Origin of the sequence: Nonomuraea turkmeniaca (genome assembly GCF_005889735.1) — a bacterium.
Classification (GTDB): Bacteria; Actinomycetota; Actinomycetes; order Streptosporangiales; family Streptosporangiaceae; genus Nonomuraea; species Nonomuraea turkmeniaca.
This window is the reverse complement of record NZ_VCKY01000015.1, coordinates 64,549-83,267: the sequence shown is the minus strand read 5'-3', so window position 1 is coordinate 83,267 and position 18,719 is coordinate 64,549. Positions and strand designations below refer to the sequence as shown.

Annotated in this window: 24 protein-coding genes; 16 read left to right on the top strand and 8 right to left on the bottom strand. The window is 71.1% G+C overall.

Translation table 11 applies throughout. The features are described 5' to 3' along the window. On the top strand, window positions 1-1,259 hold a 1,259-nt coding region (locus ETD86_RS06885), incomplete at its 5' end, for an aldehyde dehydrogenase family protein (protein ID WP_211369867.1). A 9-nt stretch (window positions 1,260-1,268) separates the two neighbouring features. On the opposite strand, the gene ETD86_RS06880 is transcribed toward ETD86_RS06885, so the two are convergent. Beyond that, a complete protein-coding gene (locus ETD86_RS06880; protein ID WP_170222915.1) occupies window positions 1,269-2,183 on the bottom strand; it encodes a LysR family transcriptional regulator in 915 nt (304 codons plus the stop codon). A 78-nt stretch (window positions 2,184-2,261) separates the two neighbouring features. Between ETD86_RS06880 and ETD86_RS06875 the strand changes: the two genes are divergently transcribed. Continuing rightward, window positions 2,262-3,086 carry an isocitrate lyase/PEP mutase family protein gene (locus tag ETD86_RS06875; RefSeq protein WP_138665252.1) on the top strand — a complete coding sequence of 275 codons (825 nt, stop codon included), beginning with the start codon at window positions 2,262-2,264 and terminating at the stop codon, window positions 3,084-3,086. 60 nt (window positions 3,087-3,146) lie between these two features. On the opposite strand, the gene ETD86_RS06870 is transcribed toward ETD86_RS06875, so the two are convergent. Continuing rightward, window positions 3,147-3,320 (bottom strand): CsbD family protein, encoded by a 174-nt coding sequence (locus ETD86_RS06870; RefSeq protein ID WP_138665251.1) that lies wholly within the window; start codon window positions 3,318-3,320, stop codon window positions 3,147-3,149. Between the two features lie 184 nt (window positions 3,321-3,504). Between ETD86_RS06870 and ETD86_RS06865 the strand changes: the two genes are divergently transcribed. From ETD86_RS06865 to ETD86_RS06825, 9 genes are all read left to right on the top strand, one after another. After that, window positions 3,505-3,954 (top strand): hypothetical protein, encoded by a 450-nt coding sequence (locus ETD86_RS06865; RefSeq protein WP_138665250.1) that lies wholly within the window; start codon window positions 3,505-3,507, stop codon window positions 3,952-3,954. A gap of 5 nt (window positions 3,955-3,959) precedes the next feature. After that, window positions 3,960-5,183, top strand: coding sequence for an SRPBCC family protein (locus ETD86_RS06860; RefSeq protein WP_138665249.1), 1,224 nt, complete (start codon window positions 3,960-3,962; stop codon window positions 5,181-5,183). Between the two features lie 195 nt (window positions 5,184-5,378). Further along, window positions 5,379-6,035: a GvpL/GvpF family gas vesicle protein gene (locus tag ETD86_RS06855; RefSeq protein WP_138665248.1), complete on the top strand. Its 657-nt coding sequence runs from the start codon at window positions 5,379-5,381 to the stop codon at window positions 6,033-6,035. Continuing rightward, a complete protein-coding gene (locus ETD86_RS06850) occupies window positions 6,026-6,298 on the top strand; it encodes a gas vesicle protein GvpG (RefSeq protein WP_138665247.1) in 273 nt (90 codons plus the stop codon). The genes ETD86_RS06855 and ETD86_RS06850 overlap by 10 nt, the downstream gene beginning before the upstream one ends. Before the next feature lie 4 nt (window positions 6,299-6,302). Further along, window positions 6,303-6,632 carry a gas vesicle protein GvpO gene (gene gvpO, locus ETD86_RS06845; protein ID WP_138665246.1) on the top strand — a complete coding sequence of 110 codons (330 nt, stop codon included), beginning with the start codon at window positions 6,303-6,305 and terminating at the stop codon, window positions 6,630-6,632. 1 nt (window position 6,633) lies between these two features. After that, the gene (gvpJ, locus tag ETD86_RS06840; RefSeq protein ID WP_138665245.1) at window positions 6,634-7,038 is read left to right on the top strand and encodes a gas vesicle protein GvpJ; all 405 of its coding nucleotides are present in this window, start codon (window positions 6,634-6,636) and stop codon (window positions 7,036-7,038) included. Then, complete coding sequence (locus ETD86_RS06835) at window positions 7,031-7,819, top strand: GvpL/GvpF family gas vesicle protein (RefSeq protein WP_138665244.1); 789 nt, start codon at window positions 7,031-7,033, stop codon at window positions 7,817-7,819. Before gvpJ ends, ETD86_RS06835 begins: the two co-directional genes overlap by 8 nt. Continuing rightward, window positions 7,806-8,036 (top strand): gas vesicle protein, encoded by a 231-nt coding sequence (locus ETD86_RS06830; protein WP_138665243.1) that lies wholly within the window; start codon window positions 7,806-7,808, stop codon window positions 8,034-8,036. The genes ETD86_RS06835 and ETD86_RS06830 overlap by 14 nt, the downstream gene beginning before the upstream one ends. Further along, window positions 8,029-8,349, top strand: coding sequence for a gas vesicle protein K (locus tag ETD86_RS06825; protein ID WP_138665242.1), 321 nt, complete (start codon window positions 8,029-8,031; stop codon window positions 8,347-8,349). Before ETD86_RS06830 ends, ETD86_RS06825 begins: the two co-directional genes overlap by 8 nt. 132 nt (window positions 8,350-8,481) lie before the next feature. Here ETD86_RS06825 and ETD86_RS06820 read toward each other — a convergent pair whose 3' ends face one another. Both ETD86_RS06820 and ETD86_RS06815 read right to left on the bottom strand, forming a co-directional pair. Further along, window positions 8,482-9,039, bottom strand: a complete 558-nt coding sequence (locus ETD86_RS06820) for a DUF4142 domain-containing protein (protein ID WP_138665241.1) — start codon at window positions 9,037-9,039, stop codon at window positions 8,482-8,484. 68 nt (window positions 9,040-9,107) lie between these two features. Next, the gene (locus tag ETD86_RS06815) at window positions 9,108-9,869 is read right to left on the bottom strand and encodes an SDR family NAD(P)-dependent oxidoreductase (RefSeq protein WP_138665240.1); all 762 of its coding nucleotides are present in this window, start codon (window positions 9,867-9,869) and stop codon (window positions 9,108-9,110) included. A 273-nt stretch (window positions 9,870-10,142) separates the two neighbouring features. Between ETD86_RS06815 and ETD86_RS06810 the strand changes: the two genes are divergently transcribed. Beyond that, window positions 10,143-10,772, top strand: a complete 630-nt coding sequence (locus ETD86_RS06810) for a hypothetical protein (protein ID WP_138665239.1) — start codon at window positions 10,143-10,145, stop codon at window positions 10,770-10,772. A 21-nt stretch (window positions 10,773-10,793) separates the two neighbouring features. Here the strand turns inward: ETD86_RS06810 and ETD86_RS06805 are convergent, their stop codons facing one another. The 4 genes from ETD86_RS06805 to ETD86_RS06790 form a co-directional block, all read right to left on the bottom strand. Continuing rightward, on the bottom strand, window positions 10,794-11,342 hold the full coding sequence (locus tag ETD86_RS06805) for a GNAT family N-acetyltransferase (RefSeq protein WP_138665238.1): 549 nt from the start codon (window positions 11,340-11,342) through the stop codon (window positions 10,794-10,796). A 130-nt stretch (window positions 11,343-11,472) separates the two neighbouring features. Beyond that, complete coding sequence (locus ETD86_RS06800) at window positions 11,473-12,498, bottom strand: zinc-dependent alcohol dehydrogenase (RefSeq protein ID WP_138665237.1); 1,026 nt, start codon at window positions 12,496-12,498, stop codon at window positions 11,473-11,475. An 89-nt stretch (window positions 12,499-12,587) separates the two neighbouring features. Then, window positions 12,588-12,974, bottom strand: a complete 387-nt coding sequence (locus ETD86_RS06795) for a VOC family protein (RefSeq protein WP_138665236.1) — start codon at window positions 12,972-12,974, stop codon at window positions 12,588-12,590. Beyond that, window positions 12,971-13,258, bottom strand: a complete 288-nt coding sequence (locus ETD86_RS06790; RefSeq protein WP_138665235.1) for an ArsR/SmtB family transcription factor — start codon at window positions 13,256-13,258, stop codon at window positions 12,971-12,973. Before ETD86_RS06790 ends, ETD86_RS06795 begins: the two co-directional genes overlap by 4 nt. A gap of 100 nt (window positions 13,259-13,358) precedes the next feature. On the opposite strand from ETD86_RS06790, the gene ETD86_RS06785 reads away from it, so the two are divergent. The 4 genes from ETD86_RS06785 to ETD86_RS06770 all read left to right on the top strand — a co-directional run bounded on the left by ETD86_RS06785 (window position 13,359) and on the right by ETD86_RS06770 (window position 18,705). Beyond that, window positions 13,359-13,736, top strand: a complete 378-nt coding sequence (locus ETD86_RS06785; protein ID WP_246147706.1) for an aldo/keto reductase — start codon at window positions 13,359-13,361, stop codon at window positions 13,734-13,736. Between the two features lie 11 nt (window positions 13,737-13,747). Beyond that, entirely contained in the window at window positions 13,748-13,942 is a 195-nt protein-coding gene (locus ETD86_RS06780) for a DUF1918 domain-containing protein (protein ID WP_138665233.1), read from the top strand. 95 nt (window positions 13,943-14,037) lie between these two features. Continuing rightward, a complete protein-coding gene (locus tag ETD86_RS06775; RefSeq protein ID WP_138665232.1) occupies window positions 14,038-14,544 on the top strand; it encodes a methyltransferase family protein in 507 nt (168 codons plus the stop codon). Between the two features lie 129 nt (window positions 14,545-14,673). Further along, window positions 14,674-18,705, top strand: coding sequence for a hypothetical protein (locus ETD86_RS06770; RefSeq protein WP_138665231.1), 4,032 nt, complete (start codon window positions 14,674-14,676; stop codon window positions 18,703-18,705). The last annotated feature ends 14 nt before the right edge of the window (window positions 18,706-18,719 follow it).

The window sequence follows — 18,719 nt, the reverse complement described above, 5'->3', positions numbered from 1 at the left end:
CCCCCGCCATGGCCGCCCTGCCCTCACACGCCCGCCGCGCCGCCCTCATGAAGGCCCACGACGCCCTCGACGCCGACCGCGACGCGTTCGAGCGCCTGCTCGTCATGGAGACCGGCAAGCCGCTGGTGGACTGCAAGGTCGAGGTGGCCAGGACACTCGTGACCCTCGCCACCGCCGCCGAGGAGGTCGCCAGGCTGCACGGCGAGACCGTGCCGCTCGACCTCCTGCCGTCCGGAGAGGGCCTCATCGGGTTCTGGACGCGCCGCCCCATCGGCGTCGTCGTCGGCATCACGGGCTTCAACTATCCGCTGCTCCTCGCCGCCCACAAGATCGCCCCTGCCGTGGCGGCCGGCTGCCCCGTGATCGTCAAGCCCGCTCCGGCCACCCCGCTGGCCACGCTCTGGCTGGTCCACCTCCTCCGCTCCACCGGCGTCCTCCCGGGCGCGGCCGTGCAGCTCGTCACCGGCGACATCGAGGTCGGACGCACCCTGGTGGAGGACCGGCGGGTCGGCGCGGTGTCGTTCACCGGCTCGGCCGCCGCCGGCCACGCCATCGCCCGCAACGCCGCGCCCACCAAGGTCCTGCTGGAGCTCGGCTCGAACGCCGCGCTCATCGTGGCGGCCGACGCCGATCTCGAGGCCGCCGCCGACGCGGTCGTGCGCGGCGGCTACTACGCCTCCGGCCAGGCGTGCATCTCGGTCCAGCGGGTCCTGGTCGAGGAGCCGGTACGCGAGGAGCTCGTGTCCCTGCTGGCCGACCGCGTCAAGACCGTCGCCGTCGGCGACCCGCGGCTGCCCGAGACCCGGGTGGCCCCGCTCATCGACGGGGCGGCGACGGACCGCGTCCTGGAGTGGATCGCCGCCTCCGGGGCCGAGTCGATCATCGGCGGGAGTCGCGACGGCCGGGCCATCGTGCCGACCGTGCTCGCCGGCGTCCCTGACGGGGCGGCCGCCTGGGACGAGGAGATCTTCGGCCCCGTGGTGTGCGTGCGCGCGGTGCCCGACCTGGAGGCCGCGTTCAGGGCGGTCAACATGTCGCGGTACGGGCTGCACGCGGCGGTGTTCACCCGGTCGCTGGCCACGGCGTTCGCGGCGATCGAGCGCATCGAGGCGGGGGGAGTGGTGGTCAACGACGTGCCGGGGTTCAGGGCGGACAACATGCCGTACGGCGGCGTCAAGGACTCGGGCACCGGCCGCGAAGGGCCACGCTTCGCCATCGAGGAGCTCACGGTCACCAGAATGGCCATCATCCGGCCCTAGCACCTCTCGCTAGCCGAGCAGGCCTGGCGTGTGGTCCTTCAGCACCCGCAGGAAGGCCGCCGCCGGTCGGCTGTGGTAGCCACGCCTCCTGCGGACGACGACCACGGGCAGGCCCGCGCCCATGCTCTCGACCTCGATCGCCCGCACGCTGCCGATGCGCAGCTCCTCCCGGACGCTGCTGACGGGCATGAGCGCGACGCCGAAACCGGCCTCCACCAGCCGCTTCTGCGCGGTGAGGCTGTCGACCCTGGTGATCGGGGGATCCATCAGCCCCGACGCCGTCAGCCGGCGTTCGAGAAGGTGGCCGAAGGAGTCGGGCTGGCCGCGCTCGGGTGAGAAGCCGAGCCACCGCTCGTCCGGGAGCGCTCGCAGGTCCGGCACGCTGGAGGCGGTGACCGGGTGCGACGCGGGCACCACGACCAGGAGCTTCTCCGTGCCGAGCGGGATGGACTCCAGCTGCGGGTCGGCATCCGGGAAGTAGCGCAGGCCCAGGGACGCCTCGCCACCGCGGACGAGCGTGCTCACCTCACGGCTCGTCGCGGTGCGCAGCTCGACGGAGACCTCGGGGAAGTCCGCCTCGAACGCGCGCAGCGCGTCGACGATGTGCGAGTCGGCCAGGGTGCCGACGATGGCCAGGCCGAGCGTCCGCGCGCCCCCGGCGTCTCGCGACAGGTCCCGTACGGCTCGCTCGCCGTCGCGGATCGTCGCGAGAGCGGCTTCGGCGTAGGGCAGGAGCGCCGTACCCGCCTCGGTGAGCGACACCTGGCGCCCGGCCCGCTCGAACAGCGCCGCGCCCAGTGACCGCTCCAGCTCGCGGATCCGGCGGCTGATGGCGGGCTGGGACCGGTTGAGCCTCCTGGACGCCTCCGTGAACCCGCCCGTCCGGGCGATGCAGACGAAAGCCTCGATCTCCTCGACCGTCACAACCCATAAGTATTCCTGATCAAAGTGATCATTTCTATGCATTTGACTGATTGATGGGTGGCGGCAAAGCTCGTACCCATGACCGATCAGATGGCCAGGGCGGCCCGCTTCCGGGCCCTTCACGAACGCTCGGAGCCCTTCCTGCTCCCGAACCCCTGGGACGCCGGAACGGCGCGGCTGCTGGCCGGCCTCGGTTTCGAGGCCCTCGCCACGACGAGCCTCGGCGTGGCGAACATGCTGGGCGGCCCGCGGGCCGGTCGGCAGGACATCCTCGACAACTGCCGCGTCATCAGCGCGGCGACGCCTCTCCCCGTCAACGCCGACCTCGAGAACGGCTACGCCGCCGAACCGGCGCAGGCGGCCAAGATGATCGAGGACGCGTGCGCGTGCGGCGCGGCCGGGGCGTCCATCGAGGACGGGTCGGGCGACCCGCGAGCGCCGATCTACGACTTCGGGCTCGCCGTCGAGCGGGTGCACGCGGCCGTCGAGGCGACACGTTCGCTGCCCGTGCCGCTCGTCCTGACCGCCAGGGCCGAGAACCTGCTGTACGGCGTCGCGGACTTGGACGACACCATCAGGCGACTCCAGGCGTTCGAGTCCGCCGGTGCGGACGTCCTGTACGCGCCTGGATTGCGTACCCTCGACCAGATGCGGGCCGTCGTCTCCTCCGTCGGCAGGCCGGTCAACGTCGTGATGGGCTTCGCCGACCCCGCCATCACGCTGGAGCAACTGGCGGAGATCGGGGTGCGCCGGGTGAGCATCGGAGGCGCGCTCTCCCGGCTCGCGCTGCGCTCGTTCCTGGACGGCGCCCGCCAGATGCGGGACGGCCGGTTCGGGTTCGTCACTGAGATGGCCTCGATCTCCGAGCTGCACCAGGCGTTCGAGCGCGGCCGCGGGGAGTGACGACGGCGGAAGCCCTCTGTCCGAGGGCTTCCGCCGTTGTCGTCCGCTGTCGCGGAACCACTACTTCTTGAAGGCGTCCTTCGCCTTCTCCTTCGCCTGCCTCAGAGCGCCCTTGGCCTTCTCGGTCTTGCCCTTGGCCTGCTGAGACGCGTTGTCGGTGACGTCGCCGGCGCGCTCCTTGCCCATGCCTTTGATCTCTTCGGCCTTGCCCTTGGCTTTTTCCTTGCGGGCCATATCGGTCTCCCCCCGTGCGGCACATGGTCTGCTTGGACCGGCTTCCCACTGCCCGAGCAGCCGGCGAATACACGCGGTGTCCCGTAGCACCAGGCCGCCGCTATATCCCCGTTTTTCGCATATGTGTTTGTTCGTCCTGTTTGGCGGGCAGGCGGTCGCTTAGGAGAGCGAGGGGGCGCTAATCATGAAAGACAGCACCCGCGTGGCGCTGGCGATCGCGGCCGGGTACTACCTCGGCCGGCGTCACAAGCTGCGTTTGGCGGCCGCGCTGGTGGCGGCCGGAGTGGCCGGACGGATGCGACGGGGCGAGGGCGGCGGCCTGCTCGAGCAGGGGATCAAGGCGCTAGGAGCGACACCCGAGCTGGAGGACATCTTCGGCCGCATCCGCGGCGACCTGACGGAGGTCGGCAAGGCGGCCGCCGTCGCCGCCACGAGCAAGCAGATCGACACGCTCAGCTCCAAGCTCCACGATCGCGCCGAGGCGCTGCGCACACCGTCCACGCCTGAGGCGGAGCACACGGAAGAGGAGCCTTACGAAGAGGAAGAACCAGAGGAGAGTCCGCCCGAGGAGCCGGTCGAGGAACCGGTCAAGGCCAAGCGCAGGCCGCACCTGGCACGCACGGGGCGGAGGTGAATCGGATGGCTCAGGAGACGAAGTCCGGACCGGTGCGGGAGGCCGTCCGGGAACAGCTGCCGACGGAACAGCTGCCGACGGACCAGCTGCCGACGGACCAGCTGCCGACGGAGCAGCTGCCGACGGAGCGGCTGAAGCATGAGCTGCTGAACCTCGCCGGGGCGATGGCGGAGCGATCGCTGAGCTCCTTGGCAAACCGGGTCGAGGGAACGACCGGCCGGCTGGCCGACTACGCGGAGGGGACCGGGTCCGGTCTCATGTCCGCGCTCACAGGGAAGTCCGGGGGCGGATCAGTCGTGGGTGGTCTGGCGAAGGGCGCCGTCAAGGGAGCGGTGGGAGCGCTGTTCAAAGGCGGCAAGGACAAGCAGCGCAAGAGCAAGAAGCTGAAGCTCACCAACATCGTCGAGACCGTCGACATCGGCGCTCCGGCGCGGGTCGTCTACAACCAGTGGACGCAGTTCCAGGAATTCCCGGGCTTCATGAAGAAGGTCGAGACCGTCGAGCAGGCCTCGGACGAGAAGCTCGCGTGGAAGGCGCAGATCTTCTGGTCGCACCGGACGTGGGAGGCGCAGATCGTCGAGCAGGTGCCCGACCACCGGATCATCTGGCGGTCCAAGGGTGACAAGGGCCACGTCGACGGCGCCGTGACATTCCACGAGCTCGCGCCCGATCTGACGCGGGTCATGCTCGTCCTCGAATATCACCCGCAGGGAGTGGTCGAGCGTGTGGGCAACATGTGGCGGGCGCAGGGCAGGCGGGCACGACTGGAGCTCAAGCACTTCGCGCGGCACGTCATGACCCAGACCATGCTGCACCCCGACGAGATGGAGGCGGACGGCTGGCGCGGCGAGATCCACGACGGCGAGGTCGTCAAGGATCACGAGACCGCTCTCCAGGAGGAACGCGGCGAGGAGGAAGAGAAGTCCGAGGCGGCCGCCGAGGTCGAGGAGCCAGAGGCGGAAGCCGAAGAGCCTGAGGCGGAGGCCGAAGAGGAAGAGGAGGCCGAAGAGGAAGAGGAGGAGGAAGAGGAGGAGGAAGAGGAGGAGCCCGAGGAAGAAGCGGAGCTCGAAGAGGAAGAGGAAGAGGAAGAGGAAGAGGAAGAGGAGCCCGAAGAGGAAGAAGAGACCGCCCGGGAGCGTCCGCGGACGAGGCGTGCCGAGCGGCCGATTCGCGCGGAGGAGTCCCCTTCGCGACCGGTTCGCCGCAGGCCGGCCGGCAGGCAGGCCTGACGCCACAGCGGCGGACCGAGAGGAGGCGTATGACTGTCCAACCCGCGACTGGAGGACCGGCCCGCGGACCGTCTCCATCGGGTCTGACGGACCGGACAGGGCCGCCCGAGCGGCGGGGGCAGATCGGCGACGGCTCCGGAGCGCGTGCGGACGAGTTCGCGGAGGTCAGGCGGCAGCCGGAGAGGGTGCGCTGACATGGGCACCGGCGTGTACGTCTACGGCCTGGTCCCCGAGGACGTCGAGGTGTCCGGTGACGCTCGCGGCGTGGGCGACGAGCCGGGCGAGATCAAGGTCGTACGGCACCGTGAGATCGGCGCGCTGGTGAGCGAGGTCCCACTCGATCGCCCGCTCGACACGGCCGACGATCTCCTCCGGCACCAGGGGCTCCTGGACGCCACGGCCGCCGAGGTCCCCGTCCTGCCGCTCCGCTTCGGCGCGGTCCTGGCGGACATGGACGCCGTCGTCGATGAGCTGCTGGCCCCGCATCACGACGATTTCCTCGCCGCGCTGAAGGAGATGGAGGGACGGGCGGAGTACGTCGTCAAGGGCCGTTACGTCGAGCAGGCGGTGCCGCGCGAGGTGATCGAGGCCGCGCGCAAGGCCGATACCCGCACGCTGCTGGATGCCCTCACTCCGGTGAGCGTGCTGTCCGCTGTACGGAAGCCGTCCGCTGAGCCGGACGCCGTCCACCTGGCGCTGCTCGTGGAAAGGGACCGGCAGGACGAGCTCGAGGAGGTCGTGGCGGAGTTCGCGGACCGGTGGGCGGGACGGGTGGAGTTCCGCCTGCTGGGGCCGATGGCGGCGTACGACTTCGTCATGGGCGCCCGAAGGGGTGGTGACGAATGGGATTGATCAGTCTGCTCTTCGGCTGGCCCCTCGCGCCGGTCAAGGGCGTGATCCGGCTGGGAGAGCTGATCCAGGAACAGGCCGAGCGGCAGATGCACGACCCGGCCGTGATCCGGCGGCGGCTCGAGGAGATCGAGGAGCTCCAGGCCTCCGGCGCGATGTCGGAGGAGGAGGCGGCCCGGGAGGTCGAGCTGGTCTTCCAGCGCGTCACCGGCCGATCCGGCCCCGCGAGCACCGGTACGACGGCTGGTGACGAGGAGAGGGGATGATCCTGTGCCTGCCAGGCGTGTTTCGGAGAACGAGGAACGGGTCGAGCCCAGGCAGCGCCGTTCCCGCGCCCTGTCGGCGTTGACCGCGGGAGAGGCCGGGCTGCGGCACATCGCCGAACTCACCGGCGTGGAAGTCGCGGCCGCCACGCGGGTCCAGCCGGTCGACGAGGGCTGGCTGGTGGACGTGGAAGTGGTGGAGGACCGCCGCATCCCCTCGTCCGGCGACATCCTGGCGCTCTACGAGGCCGAGCTCGACGTGGAGGGAGACCTGATCGCTTACCGCAGGAAGCGGCGCTACAGGCGCGGCAGCAGCGACAACGGTGAGGCACGGTGACATGACCGAATCGAGGCCGGTGGTACGCCAGCCGTACTCGCCGACGCCCTCGCCCGCGGGCGCGGGCAGGGAGCCGGCGAATCTCGGTGACATTCTGGAGCGGGTCCTCGACCGGGGGATAGTGATCGCCGGAGACATCCGCGTGAACCTCCTGGACATCGAGTTGCTGACCATCAAGCTCCGGCTGATCATCGCGTCCGTCGACACCGCCAAGGAGATGGGCATCGACTGGTGGGAGCACGACCCCTTCCTGACCGGGAAGAACCAGGAGCTGCTGGAGGAGAACCGCAGGCTCCGCGACCGGCTCGCCGCCGTGGAGGGCGCTCGCACCCCGCGCCGCGAGCTGGCTCCGGAGGCGGACAGGACCAGGAAACGGTCGCGTGAAGCGGAGGAGCCTGATGAGTGACGTCGGCACGTACCTCTACGCGGTCGCCCTGGCGGAGGACCCTGCTCCGTCGGAGGGCCTGACCGGCGTCACGGGCGGACCGGTGAGGGCGATCTCCCATGCCGGGCTCGTGGCGTACGTGAGCGCCGTTCCCCTGACGGAGTTCGGGGAGGAGCCGCTGCGGCGGTCCTTGGAAGACATGGACTGGCTCGGCGAGACCGCCCGCGCGCACCACCGGGTGGTGGAGGCGGTCGCGGCGAAGGCGCCCACGGCTCCGGTGCGGCTGGTCACCGTCTACCGCGACGATGCGCAGATCCGGTCACTCCTGGAGCAGCGGCATGACGACTTCGTGGACGTGCTGTCCCGGATCGCCGGCCGCCAGGAATGGGGGGTGAAGGTGTACGCCGCCCCGTCCGAGGCGCCCCAGCCCGAGGAACCGGCCGCGCCGAGCAGCCCCGGAACGGCGTACCTCAAGAAGCGCCAGGCCAGCCTGCACACCCGCGAGGAGGCCTGGCGGCAGGCGGTCGCGCGGGCCGAGCAGATTCACGACGTGCTCGGCTCTGTCGCCGTGGCGAGCCATCGCCATCGAGCCCAGGACCCGCAGCTGTCGGGCCGCGAGGAGTGGATGGTCCTCAACGGCGCGTACCTCGTCGACGAGGAGCGCGGCGGAGAGTTCGGGCAGGTCGTCGAGGGCCTGCGCGGGGAGGGGATCGAGGTGGAGCTGACCGGCCCGTGGGCGCCCTACTCCTTCACGACGGCCGTCGAGACGGGGGAGAGCGAGGCACGAGATGACGGACCTTGAGCCACGCGGCGCCGAGCTGGCGCGCGAGGGCCGCTTGCCGTCCGAGCGGGTGGCGCTCGTGGACCTCCTGGACCGCCTGCTGGCCGGCGGGGTCGTCGTCAGCGGGGACCTCGTGTTGTCGATCGCGGACATCGATCTCGTCCGCATCTCCGTCCGGGCGCTGGTCATGTCCGTGCGGGAGTCCGACACGATCGTGGGTGCGCGCCGCGATGAGTAGTATCCAGGGCGCGCGGAACGCCTACTCCGGGAAAGACCGTCGGCTGCGTATCGAGGCGGACCGCGAGGCGGTGGAGCGGGACCTGTCCCGCCTCGTCCTGACGCTCGTCGAGCTCATCCGCCAGCTCGTGGAGCGGCAGTCCATTCGCCGGATGGAGCAGGGGGACCTGTCGGACGAGCAGGTAGAGGTGCTGGGCCTGACGCTGATGCGCCTGGAGGAGGCCATGAACGAGCTGTGCGAGCGGTTCGAGCTGTCGCCGTCCGACCTCAACATCGACCTGGGGCCGCTCGGCCCGCTCCTTCCCCGCTCGTGACGCGGGTTCCCGGCCGTGACCGCGGGTTCCTGGTCGTGACCAGCGGGTCTCGATCGTGACCGGTCGTGACGGCACGCCGGCGCAGCGGCGGCCGCGACCCTTCCGGGCCGCGGCCGCCGGGGGAATGCGCCGTTACTGCTCGGCGCGGATCATGCGCAGGTGATGCCGGATCACCGGCGCGCTGTCGCGCGCCAGGTCCTTCACCCATTCCGAATGACCCAGGCGCAGCTCCACCTGACCCAGCCGGAGCGACCGGTAGTGGGCGTCGGCCTGCAGCCGCAGCCACGCCCGGTCGAAGCGATGACCCGACCTGGCGGTCACTGCGCGCAGGGCGGCCTGCTGTTCGGCGCTGGGGGCGTCCGGGATCCGGACGTCCAGCCGATGGGCGACCGACCGCAGCCGCGCGTCGAGCCGGCGGTGATCACGGATCAGCCGCCACGCGATCGCGCGTACGCCCCTGTCGCGGGACTCACGCAACGCGGCCCTTCCGGCCGCGATCTCGGCGAGGTGACCCCTGTGCGCCTGCCTCAGATACGCCCTGTCCTGGGCGGAGGCGTGCAGCACCCAGCCGGCCTGATCGACCGCGCCAGGAGCGGCGGTCGCCGTGGTCTGGGCCTGCGCCGCAGGGGCGATGGTCAACGTCAGCACGGCCGCGAGGGTCGCGGGCGCTAATTTCCGTGCTGTACTCATCGGTCAGGTCCCTCCTTTCATCGGGACGGACTCGTGCTTGCTGCCCTATGAGGGCGGATGTATTCACCTCAATTCGGCGGGTCGAAACGGCCGTCCACGGCGGTCCAGCCGCCGTCCACGTACAACACGGAGCCGGTCACGAAACTCGCCGCGTCGCTCGCCAGGTAGACCACCGCCCCGGCCATCTCGTCCGCGGACGCCCACCGGCCGAGCGCGCTCTTGGCCGCGTACGCGGCGTACCAGTCGGGATGGTCCTTGATCTGGCGGGTCAGCGGCGTCTCGACCACGCCGGGCGCGATGGCGTTCACCCGCACCCCCCGCGGCCCGAACTCGGCTGCCGCCGTGCGGAGCAACTGCACGAGCCCGGCCTTCGTGGCCGAGTAGACGCTCTGCCCCGGTTCGGTGACGGATGCCCGGATCGACGCGAACCCGATGATCGAACCCCGTCCCCGCTCCACCATGCCCGCGCCGAACGCCCGTATCACGTCGAACGAGGCCCGCAGGTTCAGGCTCACCACCCGGTCGAACTCCTCGCCGGAGTAGTCGAGCAGTCGCTTGCGGACGTTCGTGGCGGCGGTGAACACCAGGACGTCGGCCGGCTCCTCGTCGGCGGCCCGGCGTACGGCGTCGGCGTCGAGCACGTCCAGCAGCCGTGCGCTTCCCCCGCACCGGGTGGCGGTCTCCTCCGCCGAGGCCAGGTCCCGGTCGGCGCACACCACGGACGCCCCGTGGGCGGCCATGGCCAGCGCCGCCTCCCTGCCGATCCCGCTTCCTGCCCCGATCACCACGGCCCGCCGCCCGTCCAGGCGGAACAGCACGTCATATCCCATGAGAGGCACCCTAGCGACTGGTCTGACCAGTACACCAGGTGCTCGTGTGCGTGAACTGTCGGTGGCGGTGAGGAGATCGATGACGAGCGTTACGCGGTGGTCGCGGTGACGTAGCCCGCCCCGGTCTTCGGCAAGGCCGCGATCAAGGCCGGTGTGTAGCGTTGACGTCGCTCTGAGTGATCGGCAAGGTCGGGAGGCGTCTCGATCATCGCGGGCGCGGCGACGGTAGTCGTCCGTCGCCGCCGCTCTGCCTGCCTCGGAAGGAGCAGCAGCATGCCCTCTCGCCCCACCGTCACCGCGCTCGTTCTCGCCCTGGCCGCCGCGCCGCTGGCCGTGCCCGGCCCCGCGCACGCGGCCACCTCGATCTCCTGCCACGCCTCGGGCGACGTCAGCTTCAAGCCCGGCGTTCAGGCGTTCACCCAGAGGCACGAGGTCGCCTACTTCGGGGAAAGGCGCTCCTGCGTCGACCACAGCGATCTCGGCATCAAGTCCGCCGCCCTCTTCGTCGGCCTGGACGACGTCGACCTGAGCTGCCTCGCCCACGACGTGGGCCACGGCAGCGGCATGGCCATCATCAGGTGGAACACCGGTTATGCGGAGCTGGTCAGCGAGGCCGACGTCACGGTCGAGGAGACGACGGGCAACACCGCCACCGTGACGGGCATCGTACGCAGGGGCCCGTTCGAGGGCCGGCGGCTCACCGGGCGCTTCCAGACCGGCCTGCTCGGCGAAAAGGGAGAATGCGCGCACATCGCCAAGGCGGCCAAGGAGAAGGAGGCGCACGACACCAAGGACGAGGGCCGCGACGCCTGGGACCACCACAGCGCCGCTGACAAGATGTACGGCCTCGACGAGTACGGGGTGCGTGGCGCCGGGTTCAAGGGCGACTTCACCGTCGGCTGACAGGCGGCGGGGGTCCGGTGCTCACGTCCCGCGCCGGGCCCCCTCCCAATCGGCCCGCAGCAGCTCGTACTCCACCACGCCCTGCTCGCTGCCGTCGATGGCCTCGGGCCACTCCTTGAAGAAGGTCCGGACGTACCTCAGCCCGCACTTCTCCATGACCCGTCGCGAACCCCGGTTCACCGTCATCGTCTGGGCGAACACACGACGCGCCCCAAGCTCGGCGAACGCCTTGTCGATCAGCGCCAGCGAGCCCTCCGTCGCGTACCCCTTGCCCCAGGCCGACTTGTGCAGCCGGTAGCCGATCTCCGGCTCGTCGGCGGGCTCACCCTGCGGCGCACGCAGGTGGAACCAGCCGAGGAACGTCCCGGGGGGCTTCTCGATCGCCGCGAAGAAGCCGGAGGCGATGAACCTGGGGAGCGTCTCCTCGACGATCACCTTGCGCGGTGCCGGCCTGCCGCCGTTGAGGTAGCGCATGACGTCGGGGTCGTTGTGCAGGGGGAAGAGGTGGTCGGCGTCCGACTCGGTGAAGCGGCGCAGGATCAGGCGGTCGGTCTCCAGGTAGCTGGGCACGGAGAAACGCTAGCCACCGGCGGATGCGGGTGCGACGGATTTTCCGGATACGCGGATCAGGTCGGGGCGCGACGGATTCTCCGAGTGCGCGGATCAGGTCGGGGCGAGACCGATTCTCCGGATGCGCGGATCAGGTCAGGCGGGGGTCGATGAGGATCTTCGGGGCGTCGCCCCAGCCGGGCCGCCGTTTTCCCGACACGACCGCGGCGGCCTCGTCCAGCGGTACGGTGGCGGCAACCAGAGGGCGCGGATCGACCTGCCCGGAGGCGTACAGGTCGATGGCCCCGGCGAGGCCGCCCGAAGCGCTGAGCACGCCGACCGCCGTCACGTCCTTGAGCACCAGGCGGCGCGTGTCGGCCAGGCTGGGCTCGGCCGACAGGCCGATGAAGACGACGTTGCGACCCGGCTCCACGGCCTCGAGCGCGAGCGCCGGCGAGCCGGCCCCGGTCGATGCGTCGATCGCGGCATCGAACCGCGGCCCCTGGACGGGATCGAACGGCGGCGTCGTCCAGGTGCGGGTGAAGCCGAGCGAGCGGGCGAACGCCAGCGAGTGTTCGGTCACCCCGAGCAGATGCACCTCGGCCCCCTGCGCCGCCGCGATCATGGCCGCCAGCAGACCGATCGTACCCGGCCCGATGACCAGCAGCCGCTCGCCAGGCGCCACCGCGGCGGCGCGGACCGCCCGCAGCGCGTTCCCGCCGGGCTCCACCAGCGCGCCGAGCACCGCGTCGACCGGGTCGGGCAGCGGCTGGAGCGCCCGCACGGGCACCGGGAGCCGCTCGGCCAGCGCGCCGGGCCGGCCGTTGCGGACGCCGATCTCGTACCGGTCCGCGCACAGGTGCTGCCGGCCCGCCACGCACCGCGCGCAGTGGCCGCACCCCAGCATCGTGTCGCCGGTCACCCGCCGCCCCACCCAGGCGGGATCCACGCCGTCGCCGATCTCCCGCACGGTGCCGGCCCACTCGTGCCCGATCCGCACCGGGTAGCGGGCCTCGCCGGTACGCAGGTACGCCATCGCGCCCGAGTAGAACTCCGTGTCGGTGCCGCACACCCCGGCCCGCTCGACCTCGACCACCACCTCACCGGGCATCGCCGCGGGCGGTTCGACCTCCTGGACCTCCGCACGTCCTGGACCTGTGATGACGAAGGCGCGCATGCGGCCAGACGTTACCCCAGGCCCACGCCTACCTCGCCGACCTGCACCCCCGGCGGCCTGATCTGACCCCTCGGCGGCTGGGCCCCCGGCTACGCCTGCGCGGCGATCTGGATGAGGTTGCCGCAGGTGTCGTCGAAGATGGCCGTGGTGACCGGTCCCATGTCGACCGGTTCCTGCGTGAAGCGCACGCCGAGGCCCTTCAGCCGCTCGTACTCCTTGTGCACGTCGGACACCGCGAACGAGGTGAGCGGGATGCCGTCCTCCACCAGCGCCTGCTTGAAGGGTGGCACGGCGGGGTGGCTGGAGGGCTCGAGGACGAGCTCGGTGCCGTCCGGGTCGTCCGGTGACACGACGGTCAGCCAGCGGTGCTCGCCCATCGGGATGTCGTGCTTGACCGTGAAGCCCAGCACGTCGGTGTAGAAGCGCAGGGCCTCTGCCTGATCGTCCACGAACACGCTGGACAGATGGATCTTCATTCTGGCTCCTTCGGGATGCGCCTGAGCCATCGGTCGACGATGGGTTCGAGCGGCGCCGTGTTGATGAAGTGGAATTTGTAGCGACCTTCGCGGCGCGTCTCCACTAGGCCGGCGGCCTCCAGCACGTCGAGATGTTGCGAGATCGCCTGCCGAGACGACGCGAGCTGGTATTTCATCGCCAGGCGCGCACAGATCTCGAACAGGCTCTGCCCGTCCTTCTCGGAGAGTTCGTCAAGGATCTTGCGTCGCGTCGGGTCGACCAAGGCCTTGAACACGTCGCTCACGGACCCCACGATAGGCAAGTGGCGGCTTGCATGTCAATGCGCCGCACGTCGCGACACCGCGCCGCCCCCCGAAGGGATGGGTCGGCGACGCGGCGCGACCTTGATCGACACCGCCGACGTGTGCGGGCCGTACACGAACGGGGAACTCGTCGGCCGGGCGCCGGCGGGCGGCTGCCCCGAGCACGTCCACCGGTCCATCGACGCGAGCCTGCGCCGCCTCGGCACCGATAACGTGGATCCCTACCAGCCGCATCGGGTGGACCCGCAGGCGGTGCACCCGGTGACGTCGGTGCAGCCGGAGTTCCCGTTGTGGACGGGGCGGCGGCACCTCGATCGGGTCGCCCTCCAGCTCCTGGGCCAGCTCGGCGGCCGCTGGCTCGCCCTCGGCGTCCGCACGCCGCCGAGATGCCCGCCTTCCCTCGAGGGAGCGGCTGGTGCAAGGTGGGGAGGAACCTCAAAGTTGTCCTTGCCCAGCTGAGAGGAACGATCATGCAGGCGAACGTCGGTGACACCCTGCTCGTGCACGGCCACGTGGTCGGCCAGAAAGACAGGAAGGGCCAGATCGTCGAGGTCCGCGGCCCGGGCGGCTCGCCGCCCTTCGTCGTCCGTTACGACGACGGCCACGAGCAACTCGTCTACCCCGGCCCGGACGCGGTGGTGATGCCGCCCGGCGACGGATCCTGACACCGCGGCGGGAGTCCTCGTCTCACGCGTTGACGCTGGTCGGGATCGCTTCCTAAACTCATCATGTAGGGAATTAAGTGGTGAGGAGCGATCCCGTGCGCAGGACTCCCGCAGCCGTCGTCAGCGCGGTCTTCTTCGCCGTCGCACCGGGCACCGCCGCCGGCCTGGGCCCGTACTGGATCAGCGGATGGCGCATGCGCGACCCCTTCCCCGACCCGGTCATGATGCCGCTCAAGGTGCTGGGCGGTGTCCTGGTGCTGGGCGGGATGGTCGTGCTGGTGCACGCGTTCGTCAGGTTCGTGGTCGAGGGGTTCGGCACGCCGCTCCCGGTCGCGCCGCCCGACCGGCTGGTCGTCGGCGGCCTCTACCGCCACGTCCGCAACCCCATGTACGTGGCGGTCTTCGCCACCGTCATCGGGCAGGCCATGATCTTCGGGGATCCGTGGCTGCTGGTCTACGTCGCCGTCATGGCGATCCCCGTCTACTCGTTCGTGCGCTGGTACGAGGAGCCGCACCTGCGTGCGAAGTTCGGCGCCGACTACGACGACTACCGCGCCCACGTGCCCGGATGGTGGCCGCGGCTGCGCCCGTACCACTCCTGAGGGATCTCCGTCGTCCCGGATGTTGGAGTTCCATTTCCGTAGCGGTTTGACTACTGGTGAGGAATATGGTCGTCTCGTGACCATTGTTTCTGATGGGATGAATTAGACCGGTCCGGGGGAGAACGTTTCATGCTGCACGCCCTTCTGCGCGTGCTCGCTTCGACGTCCATCGCAAGCACTGTCCTGGTGGCCGTGCCGCCCGCCGCCCAGGCCGAGGCGCGTACATCAGCGGGGACGACCGTCACGGTCCGGCCGGTGCCCGCCGTCGAAGAGCCGCCGGCCGCCACGGTCACCGTTGCGACGCGGCCGTCTCTCGCCGTCCGGCCCGCGGTGGACGAGCCGGTCGGGCCGGCCGAGCCCGACGTGACCACGCCCGCGGGCCCCGGGCTGATCGACCAGATCGCCGCCGACGCCGCCGCCGTCCAGGAGGCGCAGGGAGCGGGCGGCAAGGCGCCGGACATGCGGAAGATCCTTCCCGACACCGGCCAGGCCCAGACGCTGACGCTGATCAAGCCGCTGGCCGCGGTCGCCAAAGTCTTCGACGGGCTCGGCAAGGCCGTCCCGGGGCTGACGTACCGGCTCTGCGTCGAGAGCGCCGAGGTGCCGGTGTCCTGCTCGATCCGGCAGCCCGTCGGCGTTCCCGCGGCCGCCGACGTCACCGGCGACGGCACCCCTGACCTGGCCGCCGACCTGATCCCGGCGGCCATGCCCGCGGAGGGCGCGATCGGGCTGGTCTTCGCGGTCAAGCGGCTGGCGCCGGCGAACCTCAAGGCGCGAGTCTGGGCCGAGTACGACGGCAAGGTGTCGGTCGGGTTCGACGGGCTGGGGCGCGGCTCGTCGTTGTCGGACTACGACCGGGGCACCTTCACCGTGGACACGACGGGCAAGCGGGTCAAGGCCGTGGTCCAGCGTAAGGAGCCGGGCGTGTCCGCGGCCGTGATCGCGGGCCTGACCGGGCGCAGCGCGGTGCGGCTGCGCCAGTCGCCGGCCACCGAGAAGCTCACCGTGACCGCCGCACTCGACACGCCCGAGCTCGACGTCAGCGCCTCCGCGCCCGCCAAGGTCGAGGCGCTGGCCGTGACCGGACGCCAGTTCACCCAGGCCGTGCTCGACCGGATGCCCACCCGCGCCGAGGTGCGGTTGTCGAACGGCGAGATCCGCTTCGCCGGGCCGGCCCCCATCGCCCGCGCCCGGGTGCACCACTACACCTACCGCGACGGGCGGCTGGCCAGGGTCGTGAGCGCCGAGCTGCGGAAGGTCCCGCCCACCCTCACCGCCAAGTACACCGCGGCCAACGGCAAGCAGACCCTGTCCGTCGACTCGGGCCGCCCCCGCGCCGGCGCCGCCGACCTGGTCTTCTTCGACAGGAACGCCGACAAGACCGTCCTGCGCGCCGAGCTGAGCGACCTGCCCGCCAAGGTGCGCCTGGTCAACGACCTGGCCGAGCACCGCGTCACGCACACGACCAGCTCGCCCATCGGCAGGTTCGCGGTGGTGCTGCAGCGCAACGAGGGCGCGATCTCCAGCCCGCGCGGCGGCCACGTCACCATGATCAAGAATGGTGCGGCGGTCGGGGTGTCGGGGCTGCTGACGGGGCTGTCCGGCTTCGACGTCACGTACGGGGCCGTGCCGCACGCCCACCTGGAGGTGGACTCCAGCGGCCGGTCGTTCGTGGGCGCGGCCAGCATCGACGGCACGCACCTGGCCCGGCTGGAGATCTCCAACACGCCCGCCACCGTGGACGTCACGCTCGACCCGGCGGCCAGGAAGGCCCAATACCAGGCCAGCGGCACGATCGACAAGCTTCGGGCCGCGTACGCGAACGTCAGGTCGGGGCCCACGATCGACGGCACCGTGCTCGGCGTGCGTGACGACGTGAAGGCGTCGTGGGAACTGGGCGAACGCACGACGGTCAAGGTCGACTCGTCCTCCAAGATCCGCCAAATCAAGATTTATGCCAATAAAGCGCCCGTAACGTCGAGCCGTGACAGCGGCGGCACCGGCGACGACGTGCGCGCCACCGTCGAAGGCGTGCGCAAGCATGTCGAACTGGTCGCCGACACCAAGGCCCAGACGCTCGCCTGGACCGCGGACACGCCGGTCGCCAAGGTGACCGCGCTGGCCAGAGCCAAGCTCGGCGACCGCTACGTCAGGGCCGCCGCCGAGGTGACCGGCGTGCCGGCCCGCTTCGACGCCTCGTGGAACGCCGCCTCATACCGCTTCCGTGGCCTGTCGGGGCCGGTCGGCTCGGCCGCGCTGGCCTTCACCAACCATGACGGCGCCACGTCGCCCACGGGGCCGCACCTGGCGGCGCACTACGACCAGGCGTCCGGCGACCTGGACGCCAGCGTGCTGGTCAAGGGGCTGTCACAGGTCGAGTTCAGCCCGGCGGCGCAGGGGTTCACCGCGGACTTCCGCTCGGCCAGGCAGACCCTCGCCGTGGACGCCGACGTCACCCAGGGGGACGTGCGCTACGGCCTGATCGGCAGCCTCGGCCCCGTGCCGGGCCGCCTCGCGGTCTCGGCCGCCGACGGCAGGCTCACGTACTCCGGCTCCCGCCTGGACGTGCGTGCCCGCGCCTGGCTCGGGAAGACGGCGGCGCTGCGGAAGATGCGCGCCGCGCCGGCCCTGCCGGGCGGGGTGTCGCTGGTGGACGGCGGCTGCGCGGCCGGGACCTCCGGTTGCGCGCCGGGGCCCTTCTGCACACCCGACCGCGGCTGCTTCGGGCTGCAGGGCTACCTCGACGTGACCGGGCTGCCCGATCAGGTGTCGGTGGACCTGGCGGCCAAGACGTTCGCGTTCTCGGGCTTCAGCCCGCGTCGCCGGAGCCTGGGGGTGTACCTCGCCAGCAGCGTCCTGTCACCCGTGCCGATCAAGGCCAGGGCCACGCTGACCGGCCTCCCATCCAAGATCACCAGCATGTCGCTGGGGCCGTTCGGCGTCGGGCAGGGCAATGTGGTCCAGGCCGCGTACCGCATCGAGCCCGCCGCCACGCTCGGCGCGCTCGACGTGACGGCCGAGACCGGTGACCTGCGCGGCCACGTGGCGATCAACCCGGTGCCCGCAGCCGTGAACATCCAGGGCACGTACGGCGCCCAGACCCGCATCCGCGTGCAGAACTCGGCCGCCGTCAAGCGTCTCGTCGCCAAGGTCACGCTGGCCGGCAAGGGCACGGGGGAGCTGCGGTTCGGTGACGTGCCCGCCCGGTTCGGGGTGGACGCGGACGCCTCCGCCGCCGGGCTCGGCGTGCCGGCCGTCACGTACAAGGCGGAGGGCGGCGTCAGCACCCTCGACGGGTATCTCGGCGTCGAGGGCGGGCTGGTGGACCCGCAAAAGCGGTACGGCGACGTGTCGTTCTCGGTGACGGACCTGGCCGCCGACACCACGATCAGGCTCAACCCCGACCAGACCCTCGACCTCGTCTCCAGGCCGGTGCCCACGGGCCGCATCGCGGTGCGCGGCGGGCTCACGGTGGATCCCGTCGCCCGGCAGGGCATCGCGGTGAGCAAGGAGATCCCGTACACCACCGGGTTCCTGACGTATCACCTCGGCGGGACCTTCGGGCTCGGGGCCAGCTCGGTCAAGAACCTCGGGCTGTCGGTCCGGCGGGTGTCCTGGCTGCGCGTCCGGCCCGGCAAGATCCCGTTCGGCCTGAAGGCGCCGCCGGCGCTCGGATACGTCGCTCCGGGCTTCGAGGGGGACTACGAGCGGCTCCACCTCACCGCCAAGGGCGTGGACCTGCGGCCGGACGTGGCGCTGGAGGTCAAGCTGAGCAGGGAGCTCGGCAACGACGTCTTCCGCGACTCGATGCGGCTCGGGCCCACGACGTCGCTCGCGCTGCGCCGCTACGACCAGCGGATGCGACGGATCGGGGCCAAGCAGGAGGTCAAGGCGGCCGGGATCAGCCTGGCGTGCGTGACCGTGGACGCCAAGCCGGGCTTCGCGGCCGGGGGCGCCGGGAACTCGATCACGTTGCGCGGCGCCGACGGGCCCCAGATGGTGTCCCTGCTCGACCCCGGCGGGCAGGCGCCCGACTACGCGGTGGACCTGCTGACGCACTTCATGAGCCCTTTCCCGGGGGCGGAGTGGAAGGTGGCCTCCACCAAGGCCGGCTCCTGCGCCGCCACCCGCCCGTCCCCGCATCCCCAGGCCCAATCCTGAGATCGCGCGCCCCG

Coding starts and splice junctions, on each gene's coding strand:
- ETD86_RS06860 (WP_138665249.1), top strand. CDS start 3,960: ATGGCTCAGGAGACGAAGTCCGGACCGGTGCGGGAGGCCGTCCGGGAA.
- ETD86_RS06870 (WP_138665251.1), bottom strand. CDS start 3,320: ATGGCCCGCAAGGAAAAAGCCAAGGGCAAGGCCGAAGAGATCAAAGGC.
- ETD86_RS06855 (WP_138665248.1), top strand. CDS start 5,379: ATGGGCACCGGCGTGTACGTCTACGGCCTGGTCCCCGAGGACGTCGAG.
- ETD86_RS06780 (WP_138665233.1), top strand. CDS start 13,748: ATGCAGGCGAACGTCGGTGACACCCTGCTCGTGCACGGCCACGTGGTC.
- ETD86_RS06795 (WP_138665236.1), bottom strand. CDS start 12,974: ATGAAGATCCATCTGTCCAGCGTGTTCGTGGACGATCAGGCAGAGGCC.
- ETD86_RS06835 (WP_138665244.1), top strand. CDS start 7,031: ATGAGTGACGTCGGCACGTACCTCTACGCGGTCGCCCTGGCGGAGGAC.
- ETD86_RS06770 (WP_138665231.1), top strand. CDS start 14,674: ATGCTGCACGCCCTTCTGCGCGTGCTCGCTTCGACGTCCATCGCAAGC.
- ETD86_RS06815 (WP_138665240.1), bottom strand. CDS start 9,869: ATGGGATATGACGTGCTGTTCCGCCTGGACGGGCGGCGGGCCGTGGTG.
- ETD86_RS06850 (WP_138665247.1), top strand. CDS start 6,026: ATGGGATTGATCAGTCTGCTCTTCGGCTGGCCCCTCGCGCCGGTCAAG.
- gvpJ (WP_138665245.1), top strand. CDS start 6,634: ATGACCGAATCGAGGCCGGTGGTACGCCAGCCGTACTCGCCGACGCCC.
- ETD86_RS06825 (WP_138665242.1), top strand. CDS start 8,029: ATGAGTAGTATCCAGGGCGCGCGGAACGCCTACTCCGGGAAAGACCGT.
- ETD86_RS06865 (WP_138665250.1), top strand. CDS start 3,505: ATGAAAGACAGCACCCGCGTGGCGCTGGCGATCGCGGCCGGGTACTAC.
- ETD86_RS06820 (WP_138665241.1), bottom strand. CDS start 9,039: ATGAGTACAGCACGGAAATTAGCGCCCGCGACCCTCGCGGCCGTGCTG.
- ETD86_RS06830 (WP_138665243.1), top strand. CDS start 7,806: ATGACGGACCTTGAGCCACGCGGCGCCGAGCTGGCGCGCGAGGGCCGC.
- ETD86_RS06810 (WP_138665239.1), top strand. CDS start 10,143: ATGCCCTCTCGCCCCACCGTCACCGCGCTCGTTCTCGCCCTGGCCGCC.
- ETD86_RS06875 (WP_138665252.1), top strand. CDS start 2,262: ATGACCGATCAGATGGCCAGGGCGGCCCGCTTCCGGGCCCTTCACGAA.
- ETD86_RS06800 (WP_138665237.1), bottom strand. CDS start 12,498: ATGCGCGCCTTCGTCATCACAGGTCCAGGACGTGCGGAGGTCCAGGAG.